At 23.0% G+C, this 17,415-nt stretch carries 21 protein-coding genes; 11 read left to right on the forward strand and 10 right to left on the reverse strand.

Going from position 1 to position 17,415, the window contains the following annotated elements; translation table 11 throughout:
• Positions 1–18: 18 nt before the first annotated feature.
• The 9 genes from deoD to RA161_02730 form a co-directional block, all read right to left on the reverse strand.
• On the reverse strand, positions 19–732 hold the full coding sequence (gene deoD, locus RA161_02690; GenBank protein WMY97410.1) for a purine-nucleoside phosphorylase: 714 nt from the start codon (positions 730–732) through the stop codon (positions 19–21).
• Positions 733–772: 40 nt separating this feature from the next.
• Complete coding sequence (locus RA161_02695) at positions 773–1,999, reverse strand: phosphopentomutase (GenBank protein WMY97411.1); 1,227 nt, start codon at positions 1,997–1,999, stop codon at positions 773–775.
• A gap of 151 nt (positions 2,000–2,150) precedes the next feature.
• Positions 2,151–3,452 (reverse strand): NupC/NupG family nucleoside CNT transporter, encoded by a 1,302-nt coding sequence (locus tag RA161_02700; protein ID WMY97412.1) that lies wholly within the window; start codon positions 3,450–3,452, stop codon positions 2,151–2,153.
• Positions 3,453–3,558: 106 nt separating this feature from the next.
• On the reverse strand, positions 3,559–3,771 hold the full coding sequence (gene iscX / locus RA161_02705; protein WMY97413.1) for a Fe-S cluster assembly protein IscX: 213 nt from the start codon (positions 3,769–3,771) through the stop codon (positions 3,559–3,561).
• 3 nt (positions 3,772–3,774) lie between these two features.
• Positions 3,775–4,110, reverse strand: a complete 336-nt coding sequence (gene fdx / locus RA161_02710) for an ISC system 2Fe-2S type ferredoxin (GenBank protein WMY97414.1) — start codon at positions 4,108–4,110, stop codon at positions 3,775–3,777.
• 36 nt (positions 4,111–4,146) lie between these two features.
• Positions 4,147–4,644 (reverse strand): Fe-S protein assembly co-chaperone HscB, encoded by a 498-nt coding sequence (gene hscB / locus RA161_02715; protein ID WMY97415.1) that lies wholly within the window; start codon positions 4,642–4,644, stop codon positions 4,147–4,149.
• 48 nt (positions 4,645–4,692) lie between these two features.
• On the reverse strand, positions 4,693–5,016 hold the full coding sequence (locus tag RA161_02720; protein WMY97416.1) for an iron-sulfur cluster assembly accessory protein: 324 nt from the start codon (positions 5,014–5,016) through the stop codon (positions 4,693–4,695).
• Positions 5,017–5,091: 75 nt separating this feature from the next.
• Positions 5,092–5,481, reverse strand: coding sequence for a Fe-S cluster assembly scaffold IscU (iscU, locus tag RA161_02725; protein WMY97417.1), 390 nt, complete (start codon positions 5,479–5,481; stop codon positions 5,092–5,094).
• 47 nt (positions 5,482–5,528) lie between these two features.
• A complete protein-coding gene (locus RA161_02730; GenBank protein WMY97418.1) occupies positions 5,529–6,743 on the reverse strand; it encodes an IscS subfamily cysteine desulfurase in 1,215 nt (404 codons plus the stop codon).
• Positions 6,744–7,484: 741 nt separating this feature from the next.
• Here RA161_02730 and lepA point away from each other — a divergent pair.
• The 6 genes from lepA to acpS all read left to right on the forward strand — a co-directional run bounded on the left by lepA (position 7,485) and on the right by acpS (position 13,047).
• Positions 7,485–9,290, forward strand: a complete 1,806-nt coding sequence (lepA, locus tag RA161_02735) for a translation elongation factor 4 (protein ID WMY97731.1) — start codon at positions 7,485–7,487, stop codon at positions 9,288–9,290.
• 27 nt (positions 9,291–9,317) lie between these two features.
• The gene (gene lepB, locus RA161_02740; protein WMY97419.1) at positions 9,318–10,196 is read left to right on the forward strand and encodes a signal peptidase I; all 879 of its coding nucleotides are present in this window, start codon (positions 9,318–9,320) and stop codon (positions 10,194–10,196) included.
• Positions 10,197–10,265: 69 nt separating this feature from the next.
• Positions 10,266–10,970 carry a ribonuclease III gene (gene rnc / locus RA161_02745; GenBank protein WMY97420.1) on the forward strand — a complete coding sequence of 235 codons (705 nt, stop codon included), beginning with the start codon at positions 10,266–10,268 and terminating at the stop codon, positions 10,968–10,970.
• A complete protein-coding gene (era, locus tag RA161_02750) occupies positions 10,967–11,830 on the forward strand; it encodes a GTPase Era (protein ID WMY97421.1) in 864 nt (287 codons plus the stop codon). Before rnc ends, era begins: the two co-directional genes overlap by 4 nt.
• A gap of 96 nt (positions 11,831–11,926) precedes the next feature.
• A complete protein-coding gene (locus RA161_02755) occupies positions 11,927–12,652 on the forward strand; it encodes a pyridoxine 5'-phosphate synthase (protein WMY97422.1) in 726 nt (241 codons plus the stop codon).
• Positions 12,653–12,669: 17 nt separating this feature from the next.
• Positions 12,670–13,047, forward strand: a complete 378-nt coding sequence (gene acpS / locus RA161_02760; GenBank protein ID WMY97423.1) for a holo-ACP synthase — start codon at positions 12,670–12,672, stop codon at positions 13,045–13,047.
• 17 nt (positions 13,048–13,064) lie between these two features.
• Here the strand turns inward: acpS and RA161_02765 are convergent, their stop codons facing one another.
• Positions 13,065–13,331, reverse strand: a complete 267-nt coding sequence (locus RA161_02765) for a YfhL family 4Fe-4S dicluster ferredoxin (GenBank protein WMY97424.1) — start codon at positions 13,329–13,331, stop codon at positions 13,065–13,067.
• 122 nt (positions 13,332–13,453) lie between these two features.
• Here RA161_02765 and rplY point away from each other — a divergent pair, with 122 nt between their 5' ends.
• The 5 genes from rplY to trpS all read left to right on the forward strand — a co-directional run bounded on the left by rplY (position 13,454) and on the right by trpS (position 17,412).
• The gene (gene rplY / locus RA161_02770) at positions 13,454–13,738 is read left to right on the forward strand and encodes a 50S ribosomal protein L25 (protein WMY97425.1); all 285 of its coding nucleotides are present in this window, start codon (positions 13,454–13,456) and stop codon (positions 13,736–13,738) included.
• Between the two features lie 190 nt (positions 13,739–13,928).
• Positions 13,929–14,450 (forward strand): shikimate kinase AroK, encoded by a 522-nt coding sequence (gene aroK, locus RA161_02775; protein ID WMY97426.1) that lies wholly within the window; start codon positions 13,929–13,931, stop codon positions 14,448–14,450.
• 15 nt (positions 14,451–14,465) lie between these two features.
• Entirely contained in the window at positions 14,466–15,554 is a 1,089-nt protein-coding gene (gene aroB / locus RA161_02780) for a 3-dehydroquinate synthase (GenBank protein WMY97427.1), read from the forward strand.
• Positions 15,555–15,632: 78 nt separating this feature from the next.
• Positions 15,633–16,307: a ribulose-phosphate 3-epimerase gene (gene rpe / locus RA161_02785; protein WMY97428.1), complete on the forward strand. Its 675-nt coding sequence runs from the start codon at positions 15,633–15,635 to the stop codon at positions 16,305–16,307.
• Between the two features lie 73 nt (positions 16,308–16,380).
• Positions 16,381–17,412 (forward strand): tryptophan--tRNA ligase, encoded by a 1,032-nt coding sequence (gene trpS / locus RA161_02790; GenBank protein ID WMY97429.1) that lies wholly within the window; start codon positions 16,381–16,383, stop codon positions 17,410–17,412.
• Positions 17,413–17,415 lie beyond the last annotated feature (3 nt).

Genomic DNA, 17,415 nt, shown 5'->3' on the forward strand with positions numbered 1-17,415 from the left:
TAAAAAATAATTAAATCTTTAAATTAATAAAATTGACTCTAATCCTATTTTGATCATAGTATTAAAACTATTTTCTCTATCTAATGCATTAATACATTCACCAGTTTTTATATGATCTGATACAGTACAAATTGATAATGATTGAACATTTTTATATTGTGCTGAAATACTATATATTCCAGAAGTTTCCATTTCTATTGCTAATATTCCAAATTTTTCTATTTTTTCATAAAATTTTATATTTTCTCTATAAAATATGTCTGTTGTAAAAACATTACCTACATGAAAATTAATTTTATTTTTTTTAGCAACAATAATTGCATTCTTCATTAACTCATAATCAGCAATTGCAGAAAAATCATTATCTAAAAAATTTTGTCTATTAATTTTAGAATCTGTACATGCACCCATTGCAATAATAATATCTCTTAATTTAATTTTTTTATTAATTGCTCCACAAGATCCTAATCTCAAAATTATTTTGATCCCAAAAAAATCAATTAATTCTTTAATATAAATCAAACAAGAAGGGATACCTATTCCATGGCCCATAACAGAAACTTTACGATTTTTATATATTCCTGTAAAACCTAACATCCCTCTAATATTATTAACTTGATAACTATTTTTTAAAAAATTTTTTGCAATATAAAGTGCTCTTAATGGATCTCCAGACATAATCATAATATCTGAAAAATCATTTTTTTTAGCATTAATATGTGGGGTAAACATAAAAAAAATTCCTTGTATTATAATATTTATGTCAAATATTTTAAAACATTGTTGTTCCATATTTCATCGGAGATAAACCAAAATATTTTGCAATCGTTTGTCCGATATCTGCAAAAGTTTTACGATGTCCTAGATAACATGGAGTAATTTTAGGACTATAAATCAATATTGGAATATTTTCTCTTGTATGATCAGTTCCGTACCATGTTGGATCACATCCATGATCTGCTGTAATAATCAATAAATCATTTTTTTTAATTAAGTGGAGTATTTCTGGAATTCTTTTATCAAATAATTCTAATTCTAATGCATATCCAGCTACATCTCTTCTATGTCCATATGAAGAATCAAAATCAACAAAATTAGTTAATATAATAGTATTATTTTTTGCATTTTTTATTTCTTGAATAGTTGCATTAAATAATTTTTCTCTGCCAATAGCATGTACTTTTTTTGTAATTCCAACATTTGCATAAATATTTGCAATTTTTCCAATAGATATTACATTTCCAGACTTTTCTTCAACTAACTTTTTTAACACTGTTGGTTCTGGTGGTTCTACTGAATAATCATAACGATTTCCAGTCCTAATAAAAAAACCAGATTTCTCTCCTATAAATGGTCTTGCAATCACTCTAGCAATATTATAACGTTCATCATTTAAAATTTTTCTAGTAATCTTACAAAGATTGTAAAGTTTTTCTAATCCAAATTTTTCTTCATGACATGCGATCTGAAATACAGAATCTCCTGAAGTATAGAAAATAGGTTTTCCAGTTTCTATATGTTTTTCTCCTAATTTGTCAATAATTGATGTTCCCGAAGCATGACAGTTACCTAAATATCCAGAAATTTTTCCCTCTTTAATTACTTGACTTAATAAATTTTCTGGAAAACTAAAGATCTTGTTTTTAAAATATCCCCATTCAAATAATACTGGAACGCCTGCTATTTCCCAATGTCCAGAAGCAGTATCTTTTCCAGAAGATAATTCACTTGCATAACCATAAGCACCAATAATATCAATTTCTTTTTCTAATCCAAACGGAAAAATTCCAGAAGATTCTTTTGCTGCTTCACCTAAACCTAATTTTGACAAATTTGGTAATTTTAAATTACCATAACGTCCATTTTTATTTGCTTTTCCATAAAAACATGATTTTGCAATATTTCCTAATGTATTAGCACCAGTATCTCCAAATTTATTTGCATCTTTAGTAGCACCAATTCCAAAAGAATCTAAAATTATTAAAAATACACGTTTCAAAATTAACTCCTAATTAATTGATTTATATCTTGATTACTTATCAGAAAATCAAATAATAATATATATATATAAATTATATAATATATATATAAAAAAAAAATAAAGATCCAATTTATTGAAATTAAAATTCATCTCTAAATAAATTAAATCTTTATTTTAAATAATAAAATGATTCCTGAATTGATAAAAAAAATCCAGCAATATTAGCACTCATCAAATTAGATAATGATCCCGCTAATATAGCTTTCCAAGATAATTTTGCAACATCTTGACGTCTATTCGGAGCGATTCCACCCAAACTACCTATTAGTATTGCTACGGATGCAAAATTTGCAAATCCACATAAAGAAAAAGAAATAATAGCTTTAGAATGAGATGATAGTATTTCTTTTCCAGTGATAATAAATTCAGAATTAGATTTTAAAAATTCTGAAAATTTCATATATGCTACAAATTCATTAATAACTAATTTTTGACCGATGAATGAACCTGCAATTGTTGCTTCATTCCAAGGTATTCCAATTAAAAAAGCAATTGGTGAAAATAAACATCCTAAAATCCATTCTAGTGATAAATTTGGAATAAATAATAAATTTCCAATAGTTCTTAATAAATCATTTGCTAGTGCAATCAAAGCTATAAAAGCCAATAGTGTCGCACCAACATTTAAAGACAATTTAATCCCAGAAATTGCACCTGATGCTGCAGCATCAATAATATTGATATATTTTTTTTTTTTATCATCAACTTCAGATTTATATATCTGATTATTTATTTTTTTATCTTCTGGAATTAATAATTTAGCAAATAATAACCCTCCTGGAGCAGACATAAAAGAAGCAGTAATTAAATATTCTACAGGAATACCCATTTGAACATATCCAAGTAATACAGATCCTGATACTGAAGATAATCCACCACACATAACAGCAAATAATTCCGAACGAGTCATTGTCGATATATAAGGCTTAACAACCAATGGGGATTCAGTATGACCTAAAAAAATATTAGCAGTTGCTGATAAAGATTCTGTTCGGGAAGTACATAATAATTTATGAATTAATCCTCCAAATATTTTGATAAATATTTGCATGATTCCAAGATAATATAAAACAGAAATTAAAGCAGAAAAAAAAACAATTACAGGAAGAACACGAAATGCAAAAATAAATCCACTTCCTCCAAAAACTTCAATCATTTTATTAGATACCAGTCCTCCAAATATGAAATCCATTCCAACTTTTCCATAACTAATAATATTTGTAATTAAATTTGAAAAAGACTCTAATAATATACGACCAGAAGGCAGGTAAAGTGCAAACGCTCCTATACTTAATTGCATTAAAAAAGCGCCGAATACAGTTCTAAAATTTATTAACTTTCTATTATTTGAAAAAATAACAGCAATAGTAATTAACCCTAACATACCAAATAAACTAAAAATTTGTTTCATTTAAAATTCCTGTTAACGTTAATTTTATTAAATTTTTAAAATTTATTTAATGCATTAATTGTATAATTAATATTATTATTTACTAACATTATATTATATGTACATGTTATTCATATTCTTGAAGCCATTTTAAGAATATTGATTCTAATATTCTTTCATTTGAACTATTAGGATTATCTTTAAAATTTTTTAATTTACATATCCAATTATGTAAATCAGTAAAACGTATATATTTAGGATTTAAATGAGGATATTTTTCATGTAGTGCTTCGGCTATCTCCTGAGTATCGTTCCAGGTAATTTCTTTTTTATTTTTCATATTTTATTGCTCACGAATATGATTAATAGTATATTTTGGAATCTCTATTATTAAATCTTCATCTTGAATAATCGCTTGGCAACTAAGACGACTGTGTTCTTCTACACCCCAAGCTTTATCTAACATATCTTCTTCCATTTCCGAACTTTTTTCTAAAGAAGAAAATCCTTTTCTAATAATACAATGACAAGTAGTACAAACACAAGACTTTTCGCAAACATGTTCAATACGAACATTATTTCTTAATCCAGCATTAAGAATTGATTCTCCTTTTTTTGCTTCAAATGTAACTCCATTTGGACATAATTCTTTATGTGGTAAAAAAATAATTTTAGGCATTTTTTTCTCTATTTATATTTTTAAAAAATAAAAAGTTTAATTAATTTTATCTATTTCTTTTTTAATTTTTATTAAAAATTTAAGTTTATAAAAAAAATTAGAAGCCTTTGAAAAATTTTTTTTTGATAATGATTCTTCTATTTTTTTAAAGTAATATTCAATTTTATATTTTATAAATTGAATAAATATGTTAATTTCTTCTTTTGATGTTTTGTTTTTTTTAAAATATTCTAACTTTTCATAATATGAAAATTGTTTTTTTAAAAATCTCTTGTCCTGAATAATATTTATTTCTTTATTATAAGAATGATTTATATCCAATATGTGTTCAATACGTTCTACAGGATTTTTCAATGTTCGATAAGCGATATTAATCATTGAAGATATATCAGATGTCTCTTTTTTTTCTAAATTTGTTTTATTAAAATGACGATCTGGATGATATTTTTTTTGTAACTCTTTATATCGATTTTTTAAAATTTTTTCATCAATTTTATAATTTACTATAAAACCAAACAACTTAAAATAATTCATATTTTGTGAAAAATGGAAAAAAATTTTAATAAAAATATTAAAAATATATTATATATTAAAACTTAAACCGCATCCACATTTTTCCTTAATATTAGGATTATTAAACTTTAATGATTTATTAAGTCCATTTTTTACAAAATCTAACTCTAAACCATTAAGATATTTTATATTTTTAGAATCAACAATAATTTTTATTCCTTTGTCTTCAAAAACTAAATCAGTATCTTTAATTTTATCAAGATATTTAACAACATAACTCATTCCAGAACAACCTGATTTTTTCACATCTAATCTTAACTCTGCACTTTTTCCAGATTTTTTTAAGAAACTAATAAGATATGCAGCAGCTTTTTGAGTTAAAAATATGGACATAAATTTATTACCCGTAATCAAGATAGATTTATTTTTAATAAAAAGATGATGTACATTTAAAATATATAAAAAATATTATTTTTTTATACTTTGTTTTGTTTTATAGTCCTTAATTGCTGCCTTTATAGCATCCTCTGCTAAAATAGAACAGTGAATTTTTACTGGAGGCAATGCTAACTCTTTTGCAATCGTTTTATTTTTAATTTTTTCTACTTCTTTTAATGATTTTCCTTTTATTAATTCAGTAACTAAAGAGCTAGAAGCAATTGCAGAACCACATCCATATGTTTTAAATTTTACATCTTCAATTATTTCGTTATTATTTACTTTAATTTGTAATTTCATAACATCACCGCAAGATGGAGCACCAACCATACCAGATCCAATATTTTTATCATCATCTTCAAATGATCCTACATTTCTTGGATTTTCATAATGATCTATTACTTTTTTACTATAAGCCATTTTTATCACCTATAATTTTATTGTTTTTGTTTTCTTTCACATTACTCTTAATGTGAATTCCAATTAACTTCTTTAATGTTTATACCTTTTTTATACATCTCCCATAATGGAGATAAATCACGCAATCTTTTTATAGATGTATATATTAAATTAATAGCATAATCAATATCATTTTTTTTGGTATATTTACCAAATGAAAATCGAATAGAACTATGAGCTAATTCATCATCAACACCTAATGCTTTTAGAACATAAGAAGGTTCTAAGCTAGCTGAAGTACAAGCTGAACCAGAAGAAACCGCTAAATCCTTTAAAGACATAATCAATGATTCTCCTTCAATATAATTGAAACTTACATTTAATATATAAGGAGTACTAAATTTTATATCACCATTTAAATAAATTTCTTCAATATTTTTAATTGAATCCCAAAAATAATTTTTTATTTTTGATATTTTAGAATATTCTTCTTCCATTTCCATTTGAGCAATACGACACGCTTCTCCCATACCAACAATTTGATGTAAAGGTAATGTTCCAGAACGCATTCCTCTTTCATGTCCTCCACCGTGTTGTTGAGGTTCTAACCTAATTCTTGGAGATCTTTTAATATATAAAGCTCCTATACCCATAGGTCCATAAAACTTATGTGCAGAAAAAGACATTAAATTAATATTTAATTCTTTTAAATTTATAGGAATTTTTCCAACTGATTGAGTAGCATCAACATGGAATAATATATTTTTTTCTTTACATATTTTACCTATATTGTGGATATTTTGAATAATTCCAATTTCATTGTTAACATGCATTATAGAAACTAAAATTGTCGAATTAGAAATAGAATTACTAATTTCTTCTATATCAATTAAACCATTTTTTTTTGGTGTAAGGTATGTTACTAAAAAACCTTCTCTTTCTAACTGACGACAACTATCTAAAACTGATTTATGTTCTGTTTTACTAGTAATAATATGAGTACCTTTTTTTTTATAAAAATGAGCAACACCTTTTATAGCTAAGTTATTTGACTCTGTAGCACCAGAAGTAAATATAATTTCTCGAGAATCAGCATTAATAAGAGAAGCAATTTGATTTCTTGAATTTTCAACAGCTTCTTCAGCTAACCATCCAAAACGATGAGAACGAGATGATGGATTTCCAAAAATGCCATTAATAGTCATATAATTTGACATCTTATGATGTACACGAGGATCAACTGGTGTAGTTGAAGAATAATCCAAATAAATGGGCAATTTCATTATTTTAATCCTTCTTTTTAGGAGAATTAGTAGATAAAAGTAAAGAAAAGCAAAAGAAAAATCTAAACTAATCAAAGCGCTTACAAATCAAACTAAATAGAAATTAACTAATTTTAAGCTAGATTTTTATTTTTTATGCTTAGTTGTTTAATAATAAACCCAACGAACCAGTTTTCATTTTATCACAAATTTTTTGTTAATGCTACTATTTTTTGTTTTTTCTTTTTTTTTAGAAAATTATAGTAATATAGATATGTGAAATGTTAATATATAATAACATTTATTTTTATTTTTATTTGAATTTATCGTATAATTTGTTGTTGTTTTTATTTTTTTATTTTAAAAAAAAAAATTGAATAGTTATAAAAAAATGAAATCTTGTTTTTGTTTAAATTCGAAATCTAAAAATAGAAAAATAGAAAAAAAAGATTATAAAGGTACTACTATTTTAAATTTTGGTAGTATTTTACCTATTTTTTTTAACGAAATTTTTTTGAGTTTTTTGATTTATTTTTTTCCTTTATTTTTTTTATTTTACATATCTAAAGTTATTAATGATTATTTTCCTAATCAAGAAATACTTTTTTTTATTTCCATTTTTTTCTGTTATTTTTTATTTTTTCTCATAGTATTTTTTTTATATTTTTATTTTAAAACAATTTTAGTTAAAAAAAATATTAATAATAAATAACATTTAATGTTTTAACATATTTTTTTAGAGATTATTGATATATCGTGAAGATAAAGGATATAAGAAATTTTTCTGTTATTGCTCATATTGATCATGGAAAATCTACTTTTTCTGATCGTATAATAGAAACATGTAACGGTAATTTTGAAGCTAATCAAGATTATCAATCTCAGATATTAGATTCTATGGTATTAGAAAGAGAAAGAGGGATTACAATTAAAGCACAAAATGTTACTCTTCAATATAAATCTAAAACTGGAAAACGGTATTACTTTAATTTAATTGATACACCTGGACATGTTGATTTTTCTTATGAAGTTTCTCGATCTTTATCAGCATGTGAGGGCGTTTTATTGCTTGTTGATTCTAGTCAAGGTGTAGAAGCACAAACTATTGCTCATTGTAATATGGCTTTAGATATGAAACTGCCTATAATCCCTATTTTAAATAAAGTAGATTTACCTTTATCAGATCCTAATCGTGTTATTAAAGAAATTAATGAATTAATACCAGAAAAATATTTAAATAAAATTATGTTATGTTCTTCAAAAACTGGTTTTGGAATAATAAATATTATTGAATATTTAATTAAAAAAATTCCATCTCCTCATGATTTTTCTTTTCATCCATTAAAAGCATTAATTATTGATTCTTGGTTTGATCAGTATTTTGGTATAGTTTCTTTAATTAGAATTAAAGAAGGAATCATTAAAATAGGAGATCAAATTAAGATAATGAGTTCTAATCGGTCTTACAAAGTAGAACAATTAGGTATTTTTACTCCTAAAAAAATTATAAAAACTAAATTAACATGTGGTGAAATAGGATGGTTAATATGTTCAATGAAGGATATCAAATGTGCATTAGTAGGAGATACTATTACTACAGTAAATAATCCTGCAATACAATCTTTACCTGGATTTAAAAGAATAATACCTAAAGTATATGCTGGATTTTTTTCTTCTAAAACTGAAAATTATACTTTTTTTCGTGATGCATTAATGAAATTAAGTTTAAATGATTCTTCTTTTTTTTATGAACCAGAACAGTCAAATATATTAGGATTTGGTTTTCGTTGTGGTTTTCTAGGATTATTGCATATGGAAATTGTTCAAGAACGTTTAAAAAGAGAATATAATTTAGAGTTAATTATTACTACTCCTACTGTCATGTATCAAGTAAGATTGAAGAATAATTCTATTTTATACTTAGATAATCCTTCTAAATTACCTGAAATGAACAAAATTAAAGAATTTAGAGAACCTATTGCTAAATGTATGATAGTAATTCCAAATGAAAAGTATTTAGGAAAAATTATCACTTTATGTTCTAATAAGAGAGGTAAACAAAGTAATATTTTATATTATGGTTCACAAATCGAATTAATTTATGAAATTCCGATGATAGAAATCATGATAGATTTTTTTAATTGTTTGAAATCTGTTTCAAAAGGATATGCGTCATTAGATTATAATTTGATTGGATATAAGAAATCAGATATTATATGTCTAGATATTTTAATAAATTCTAAAAAAATTGATCCTCTATCTTTAATAATTCATCGTTCTAATTCGTTGTATCATGCAAAAAGTTTAGTCAGTAAAATAAAATCTTTAATTCCATCTCATCAATTTGAAATTGTAATTCAAGCAGCTATTGGAAAAAAAATTATAGCACGTTCTACAATTAAGCAATTTCGAAAAAATGTAATTGCTAAATGTTATGGTGGTGATGTAAGTAGAAAAAAAAAATTATTAGAAAAACAAAGATATGGAAAAAAAAAGATGAAAAAAATTGGAAATGTATCCTTACCTATAGAAATTTTTCGTTCTATTTTTTTTATCGACAAAAAGTAATATAATATTTAGAAAAGGATATTGTATATGTTAAATGTTTTTCATTTTTTTTTATTTTGTACAGTTTTGATTACAGGCATGTTTTGGTTTTATTATAAAATAAGTAATCGAAAAAAAAGGTTTAAAAAAAAAAATTATATAAATAAAATATCAAAGGTATTAAGTGATTTTTCATCTTTATTTCCTATATTGGTAATTATTTTAATTGTACGTTCATTTTTTTTTGAACCGTTTTATATACCATCAAATTCTATGATGCCTACTTTACTTTCTGGAGATTTTATATTGGCAAATAAGTATGTTTATGGATTAAAAAATCCAATTACAAATAATACAATTTTAAAAATTGGAAAGCCTAAAAGAGGTGATATTGCTATATTTAAGTATCCAATGAATCCAGAATTAAATTTTATTAAGCGTATTATTGGGTTACCTGGAGATAAAATTATTTATGATTTTAAAAAAAAAGAAATCATTATTTTTCAAAATTATCTTAAGAATTATCATTCAAAAAAAGTGCAAGATATTTACTCTGAATCAGATAATATAAATTCTAACAAGGTTCAAATTCAAGAAAAGGATTCTAATGGTGATATATATTTTTTAGAAGAAAAAACAGAAAGGTTAAATCATTTAAAATATAAAGTTTTAGTTTCTCCTGATGTTAAATCAAAATTAGATTATTTTAATTCTGAATTAGTAAAAGATTATTGGATTGTTCCTGAAGATAATTATTTCGTAATGGGTGACAATCGTGATTATAGTTTTGATAGTCGTTTATGGGGATTTGTACCAGAAAAAAATTTTATTGGAAAAGCTGTAATTATTTGGTTTAGCATAGATAAAAAAGAAGATAAATGGCCTACTGGAATTAATTTTAACCGAATTGGTTCTATTTATCAATAATATCTTTATTAAGTGTAATCAATAAAGAATTATTATTTATTTAATATTTATAAAATTATTTGAGGTTTCATGCATTCTTATTTAATTGATTGGAAAAAAAAAAAAGAAATACAACAGTTACAAGTAAATCTTGGTTATAAATTTAAAAAAATATTATTATTAAATCAAGCATTAACACACAGAAGTGCTAGTAATTTTCATAATGAAAGATTAGAATTTTTAGGAGATTCTATTTTAAGTTTTGTAATCACTAATAACCTTTATAAAAGATTTCCTCGGGCTAATGAGGGAGAGATGAGTCGAATGCGTGCAACGTTAGTCAATGGCAATAGATTGGCAGAACTTGCAAGAGAATTTAATTTAGGAGAGTGTTTAAGGCTTGGTGCAGGAGAATTAAAAAATGGTGGTTTTCGTAGAGATTCAATATTAGCTGATACGATGGAAGCATTGATAGGGAGTATTTTTTTAGATAGTAATCTTCAAGAAACTGAAAATATTATTATTAAATGGTATAATTTAAGTTTAATTAATATTCATCCAAATTATAATCAAAAGGATCCAAAAACAAGATTACAGGAATATTTACAAGGACATCATCTTCCATTACCAAACTATTTAATAGCTAATATTAGTAATGAGGGTCAAAATCAAGCATTTACTATTCATTGTAAAGTAACAGGAATTAAAAATCCTATTAAAGGTGTTGGATCTAGTCGTAGAAAGGCAGAGCAAGTAGCTGCTGAGAAGGTATTGAAAATTTTAGAGCAATTATGAAAGAAAAAGAAACTTATTGTGGTTTTGTTAGTATTATAGGGAAAACAAATGTAGGAAAATCTACATTATTAAATAGATTAATTGGGAAAAAAATTTCTATTACTTCATCAAAATCGCAAACTACATTGTGTAATATAGTTGGAATTTTAACTAAAAAAAATAAACAAATTATATATATAGATACGCCAGGAATGAAAAATAAAAATTTTATTTTTAAAAAATATCATTTTTTTGAAAACAAATATTTTTATAAAAATTCTTTAATTATTTTTGTTATAGAAGAGATGATATGGGATCATAATGATGAACGTTTGCTAAAATCGTTAAGATTTTCTTCTTGTCCAATTTTATTAGTAGTTAACAAAATTGACAAAGTTTCAGATAAAAAATATTTTTTACCTTATTTATCTTTTCTTAGAAAAAAAATGAATTTTTTAAATATTATTTTGGTAAGTGCAAAAAAAAATCAATTTATTGGTGAGATTAATAAATTAATATTTAACTTAATTCCTAGAGAAAAGCTTTTTTTTTCAAAAGAAAAAATTACAAATTCTTCAAAAAAATTTATAATTTCTGAAATTATTAGAGAAAAAACTATACGTTATCTAGGAGATGAATTACCTTATTTAATTAATATCAAAATAAAAAATTCTATCTTTAATAAAGAACATTTTAGAATAAGTGCGTTTATTTATGTTAATAAAAAAAGTCAAAAAAAAATAATTATAGGAAATCAAGGAAAAAAAATAAAAAAAATTAGTATGTGTTCTCGTATAGATATACAAAAATATTTTTTAATAAAATCGTCTCTTTATCTTTGGGTGAAGATTAATAAAAAAATTAAATTTAAGAAATTCTAGAATTTCTTAAATTTAATTTTATATCTTAAAATTAATTATACATATTGTGAAATAATTTTTTTATTTATATTTAATAAATATTTAAAGGAAAGTATAATGAATAAAGCACTATTAAGTGTTAATATTGATCATATTGCAACAATAAGAAATTTTAGAAATACTTTTTATCCAGATCCTGTACATGCTGCTTTTTTAGCTCAACAAGGTGGTGCCGATGGTATTACGATTCATTTACGTGAAGACTATAGACATATAAGAAAAAGAGATGTAAAAATTTTAAAAGAAACTTTACAAATACCGATGAACTTAGAAATAGCTGCAAATAATAAAATGATTAATTTTGCATGTAAAATAAAACCAGATTCTTGTTGTTTAGTTCCAGAAAAAAGAATGGAATTAACAACTGAAAGTGGATTGGATATAAAAAAAAATAAAGAGAAATTAACAAACGTTATTAAACAATTACAAGATAATAATATTAATGTTTTTTTATTTATTGAACCTAATATAGATGATATAGAAGAAGCATATTTTATGTGTGTTGAGGGTATTGAAATTCATACTGGTTTATATTCTAATTTATTTAGAACAGATCAAGAAAAGACAGAATTAGATAATATAAAAAAAGCAATATATTATTGCAACAAGAAAAAATTAATAGTTAATGCAGGTCATGGTTTAAATTATGAAAATATAAAAAAAATAATTGAAATATCTGGTATACATACTTTTAATATAGGACATTCTATAATTTCAGATGCATTTTTTTTTGGATTAAAAAAATCAGTAAAAAAAATGAAAAATATTATCAATAATAATTAAATTTAAATTGCAGTATTATGTCTATAATTGGAATAGGATTAGATCTTGTAAAAATTTCAAGAATTAAAGAAATTTATACATCTTCAAGAAAAATAGCAAAAAAGATACTTTCATTTAATGAATATCAAAGATATCAAATGAATAATTTTCCTATTGAATTTATTGCTAAGCATTTTTCAGTAAAAGAAGCTGCTTCTAAAGCATTAGGTACTGGAATAAAAGAAGGAATATATTTTAATCAATTTGAACTTTTTCATGATTTTTTTGGTAAACCAAAATTAAATTTATTAGGAAAAGCTAGATCAATTTCTAAACAATTAAAAATTAAAAAAATACATGTTTCTATTTCAGATGAAAAAAAATATGTTTGTTCAATTGTAATTTTTGAAAATTAAAATACTTAATAAAAGTATCAATATTTTTTCTTATATTTGGAAGATATTTTTTTTTGTTTTTTTAATAAACTCTTGACATTTTCTATATTACTTAAATCTTTCACAATAGTATTTTTAATAGGACATACAGATTGACAATTTGGTTTTTTATAATATCCAACACATTCAGTACAAAGATTTTTGTTAATCTTATAAGTAAATTGTCCTTTATATATTGCCTTATTTGGACATTCTTTAGTGCAAAGATCACAATTTATACAACGTTTTGTAATGAATAATGACATTTTTTATAAGAATTTAGAATAAAATATAATATTAATTATATTAAATATATGTAATATATAGAAGTATAAAAATATTATTTTTTTAAAATTTGTTTAAAACAGTAATTTTATTAGGAAAAAATATGTTAAGTATTTACGCAGATATTCGGAAAGAACATGGAAAAAGTGCAAGCAGAAAATTAAGAAAAAATAATCAGATTCCAGCAATAATTTATGGAAAATTGAATGTTCCAGTTTTAATAAAATTAAATTATCATGATGTTTTAAATAAAAAAATAGATAAAAATTTTTTTAATACATTAAATATCATTGTTGATAATAATAATATTTTAGTAAAAATTAAAAGAATACAAAAACATCCATATAAATTTAAAATTATTCATATTGATTTTTTATATGTTAATTAAAAACATTGGATATTAATATTTTTTTATTGTAAAAAATAAATTTACATTTTAAATTTCAAAATAAAATTAAAAAGATAAAAAACAAAAATTATTCATATAATTTTTATTTATTTTGCAATAAAAAATTTGCATTTATTATGTTTTTAAAATTAAAATATAATTTTAATTATATAAATAATTGAAATAAATTATGATAGACAAAAAAAACATATTTTTAATAGGTCCCATGGGTGCTGGTAAAAGTACGATTGGAAAATATTTGTCTCAAAAATTAAATATGGATTTTTTTGATTCAGATGAAGAAATTGAAAAAAGAAGTGGAGCAGATTTAAGTTGGATATTTGATTTGGAAGGAGAAGAAGGTTTTAGAAAAAGAGAAAATAAAATTATTAAAGAATTAACAGAAAAAGAAAAAATTATTTTAGCTACTGGTGGGGGTTCAATTCAATCTAAAGAAATTCGTAATAGACTTTCTTCAAGAGGAATTGTGGTATATTTACATACTAGTATTAAAAAACAAATATTACGTACTAAACATAATAAAAAAAGACCTCTATTAAATCAAAATATTCATGCTGATGAAATTATTAAAAAATTAGCTGTTGAAAGAAATCCTCTTTATCAAGAAATAGCAGATATCACTTTGTATACTGATAATCAAAGTGTCAAAATAATTACCAATCAAATTATAAAATTATTATCAGATATTTAATTTTTTTAAAATTCTATGCATATAGTTAATGTTAATTTATTGAATAGAACGTATCCAATTATTATTGGAAAAGATTTATTAAATTCAGAAAAAATTTTTTCTATAATTTCTCAATTAGAATCTGTTATGATTATTACTAATTCTGTCATAGGATCCATATATTTAGATTCTGTTTATTCTTCTATTTTTAAAGTTGGAATTAGAAGAATCGATAATATTGTTATATCAGATGGAGAAAAATATAAAAATTTAAATACTTTTAGTGAAATTATTTCTATTCTTTTAAAAAAAAAGTATTCTCGAAATACTGTTTTAATTGCTTTAGGTGGAGGTGTTATAGGAGATATCACTGGTTTTGTTGCTTCTTGTTATAAAAGAGGTGTTCCATATATACAAATCCCTACAACTTTATTATCGCAAATAGATTCTTCTATTGGTGGAAAAACTGGAGTTAATCATCTTTTTCAAAAAAATATGGTTGGAAGTATTTATCAACCTATATTAGTGATTAATGATTTTAATACTCTTAATACATTGCCAAAAAAACAATATTTATCTGGTTTAGCAGAAGTTATAAAATATGCAATTAGTTTAGATTATAATTTTTTTTGTTGGTTAGAAAAAAATATTAAAAAAATTTTAATTTTAAAAAAAAAAGAATTAACTAATTGTATTAAGAAATGTTGCATTTTAAAAAGTAATATCATTACTTTAGATGAAAATGAAATGAAAAATCAACGTATATTGTTAAATTTAGGACATACTTTTGGTCATGTAATTGAATCAGCATTAAAAAATGAAGATATACTTCATGGAGAAGCAGTTTCTATAGGTATAGTAATAGCTTCAAGAATTTCATTATTGTTAAAAAAAATAAATTTAATTGAATTTCAAAGAATAGTAAAATTATTAAATTCTTCAAAATTACCAACTAAGATCCCGAAAATATTATCTAATATTAATTTTATTTCGTATCTTAAACAGGATAAAAAAATGTATTATAATCAGTACAATATGGTACTACTAAAATCTATTGGTTCTGCAGAATTATATTTAAATCTCGATAAAAAAATAATTCTTAAAGCAATTCATTTATCTTTTTAATTTTTTATTATTGATTATTTATATTAGAAGTTATATAACTATTTTAGTTATTATTTTTTATTAGAAAGAGATAATTTAATGAATCGATATTTAATTTCAGCGTCAATTTTATCAGCTAATTTTGCTTTACTAGGTGAAGATGTTGATAGAGTTATTAATGCAGGTTCTGATATGATACATTTTGATTGTATGGATGGTCAATATGTTCCTAATTTAACTTTTGGACCAATAATTTGTAAATCGTTAAGAAATTATGGAATTAAACATCCTATTGAAATTCATTTAATGACTCGATCTATTAATAAATTAATACCTAAGTTTGTAGAATCTGGAGCTACTCATATTACTATTCATCCTGAATTAGTAAAAAATCTTGATTATACGTTAAAACTAATTAAAAGTTATGGTTGTAAAAGAGGTGTTGCATTGAATCCTGCAACTTCTTTACATTATTTGGATTACGTCTTAGATGAATTAGATCACATTTTAATTATGTCTGTTAATCCTGGTTTTGCTGGACAATCTTTTATAAAAAAGACATTGTTGAAAATTAAACAAATAAAAAAAATTATTGTTGATAGTGGTTTTTCTATTAATCTAGAAGTTGATGGAGGAATTAATATAAATAATGTTAAAAATATTGCAAAATCAGGTGCTAATATTTTTATTATAGGCTCTGCAATATTTAAACAATCTGATTATCATTTTGTAATATCTTCTATTCGTCAAAATCTATTTAATATAGATGAATAATTTTATATTATTTATATAATTGTTGTATATAACAGATATAAAAAAGATTTATTAAAATTTTTTATTAAGAAAAATGAAAAAAGATAAAAAAATTGAATTTAATAAAAGAAAAAAAATTTTATTTAGTGGTACTCAGCCATCTGGATTATTAACAATTGGAAATTATATTGGAGCAATAAAACAATGGGTTTTAATGCAAAATAAAAATAATTATAATTGTATCTTTTGTATAGTAGATCATCATACTGTCACTAAAAAACAAGATCCTGATAATATGAAGAAAAATATAATAGATACTTTAGCATTGTATTTAGCTTGTGGCATTAACCCTAAAAAATCTATTGTATTTATACAATCACATGTTCAAGAACATGTAGAATTGAATTGGATATTAAGTTGTTATACATATTTTGGCGAATTAAAACGAATGACTCAATTTAAAAAAAATTTAAATAACAGAAAAATATCTCAAAACGTTGGATTATTTAATTATCCAATTTTAATGGCTTCAGATATTTTATTATATCAATCTAATGTTGTTCCAGTTGGATTAGATCAAAAACAACATATAGAATTGACAATAAATATAGCTAAAAGATTTAATAAAATATATGGCGATATATTTGTAATACCTCAACCTTGCTTTTCTAAGAAAGGCAAAAAAATATTATCTTTACAACAGTTAGATAAAAAAATGTCAAAATCTGATAGAAATAAAAACAATATAATTACATTATTAGAAGATCCAAAACAAGTAGTTAAAAAAATCACACGTGCTACTACTGATTCTGAAAATCCTCCAAAAGTTTTTTTTGATTTAAAAAATAAAATTGGTATATCTAATTTAATGAATATTTTTTCAGGAATTACAGGAAATTCTTATGAATTAATAGAAAAAGAATTTAAAGGAAAATTGTATCAAGAATTTAAATTGTCTCTTTCTGAAGTTGTTTCGTCTTTTTTAAAAGACATACAAAACAAATTTTTAGAATTTAAAAGTAATAAAAAATTTTTAATGGACATTGTTTTAGATGGAGCAGATCAAGCAAAAAAAATAGCAAAACATAATATTAGAAAAATTAAAGAATCGATAGGATATATTTAATCT

Source organism: Arsenophonus sp., from assembly GCA_031446085.1.
Lineage (GTDB): Bacteria > Pseudomonadota > Gammaproteobacteria > Enterobacterales > Enterobacteriaceae.

Excerpts from the sequence above, each read along its gene's own strand:
- acpS (WMY97423.1), top strand. The coding sequence starts at position 12,670 with ATGTCTATAATTGGAATAGGATTAGATCTTGTAAAAATTTCAAGAATT.
- RA161_02755 (WMY97422.1), top strand. The coding sequence starts at position 11,927 with ATGAATAAAGCACTATTAAGTGTTAATATTGATCATATTGCAACAATA.
- RA161_02720 (WMY97416.1), bottom strand. The coding sequence starts at position 5,016 with ATGTCCATATTTTTAACTCAAAAAGCTGCTGCATATCTTATTAGTTTC.
- era (WMY97421.1), top strand. The coding sequence starts at position 10,967 with ATGAAAGAAAAAGAAACTTATTGTGGTTTTGTTAGTATTATAGGGAAA.
- trpS (WMY97429.1), top strand. The coding sequence starts at position 16,381 with ATGAAAAAAGATAAAAAAATTGAATTTAATAAAAGAAAAAAAATTTTA.
- iscU (WMY97417.1), bottom strand. The coding sequence starts at position 5,481 with ATGGCTTATAGTAAAAAAGTAATAGATCATTATGAAAATCCAAGAAAT.
- RA161_02730 (WMY97418.1), bottom strand. The coding sequence starts at position 6,743 with ATGAAATTGCCCATTTATTTGGATTATTCTTCAACTACACCAGTTGAT.
- aroB (WMY97427.1), top strand. The coding sequence starts at position 14,466 with ATGCATATAGTTAATGTTAATTTATTGAATAGAACGTATCCAATTATT.
- RA161_02700 (WMY97412.1), bottom strand. The coding sequence starts at position 3,452 with ATGAAACAAATTTTTAGTTTATTTGGTATGTTAGGGTTAATTACTATT.
- RA161_02765 (WMY97424.1), bottom strand. The coding sequence starts at position 13,331 with ATGTCATTATTCATTACAAAACGTTGTATAAATTGTGATCTTTGCACT.
- rpe (WMY97428.1), top strand. The coding sequence starts at position 15,633 with ATGAATCGATATTTAATTTCAGCGTCAATTTTATCAGCTAATTTTGCT.
- iscX (WMY97413.1), bottom strand. The coding sequence starts at position 3,771 with ATGAAAAATAAAAAAGAAATTACCTGGAACGATACTCAGGAGATAGCC.
- fdx (WMY97414.1), bottom strand. The coding sequence starts at position 4,110 with ATGCCTAAAATTATTTTTTTACCACATAAAGAATTATGTCCAAATGGA.
- rplY (WMY97425.1), top strand. The coding sequence starts at position 13,454 with ATGTTAAGTATTTACGCAGATATTCGGAAAGAACATGGAAAAAGTGCA.
- deoD (WMY97410.1), bottom strand. The coding sequence starts at position 732 with ATGTTTACCCCACATATTAATGCTAAAAAAAATGATTTTTCAGATATT.
- hscB (WMY97415.1), bottom strand. The coding sequence starts at position 4,644 with ATGAATTATTTTAAGTTGTTTGGTTTTATAGTAAATTATAAAATTGAT.
- lepB (WMY97419.1), top strand. The coding sequence starts at position 9,318 with ATGTTAAATGTTTTTCATTTTTTTTTATTTTGTACAGTTTTGATTACA.
- aroK (WMY97426.1), top strand. The coding sequence starts at position 13,929 with ATGATAGACAAAAAAAACATATTTTTAATAGGTCCCATGGGTGCTGGT.
- rnc (WMY97420.1), top strand. The coding sequence starts at position 10,266 with ATGCATTCTTATTTAATTGATTGGAAAAAAAAAAAAGAAATACAACAG.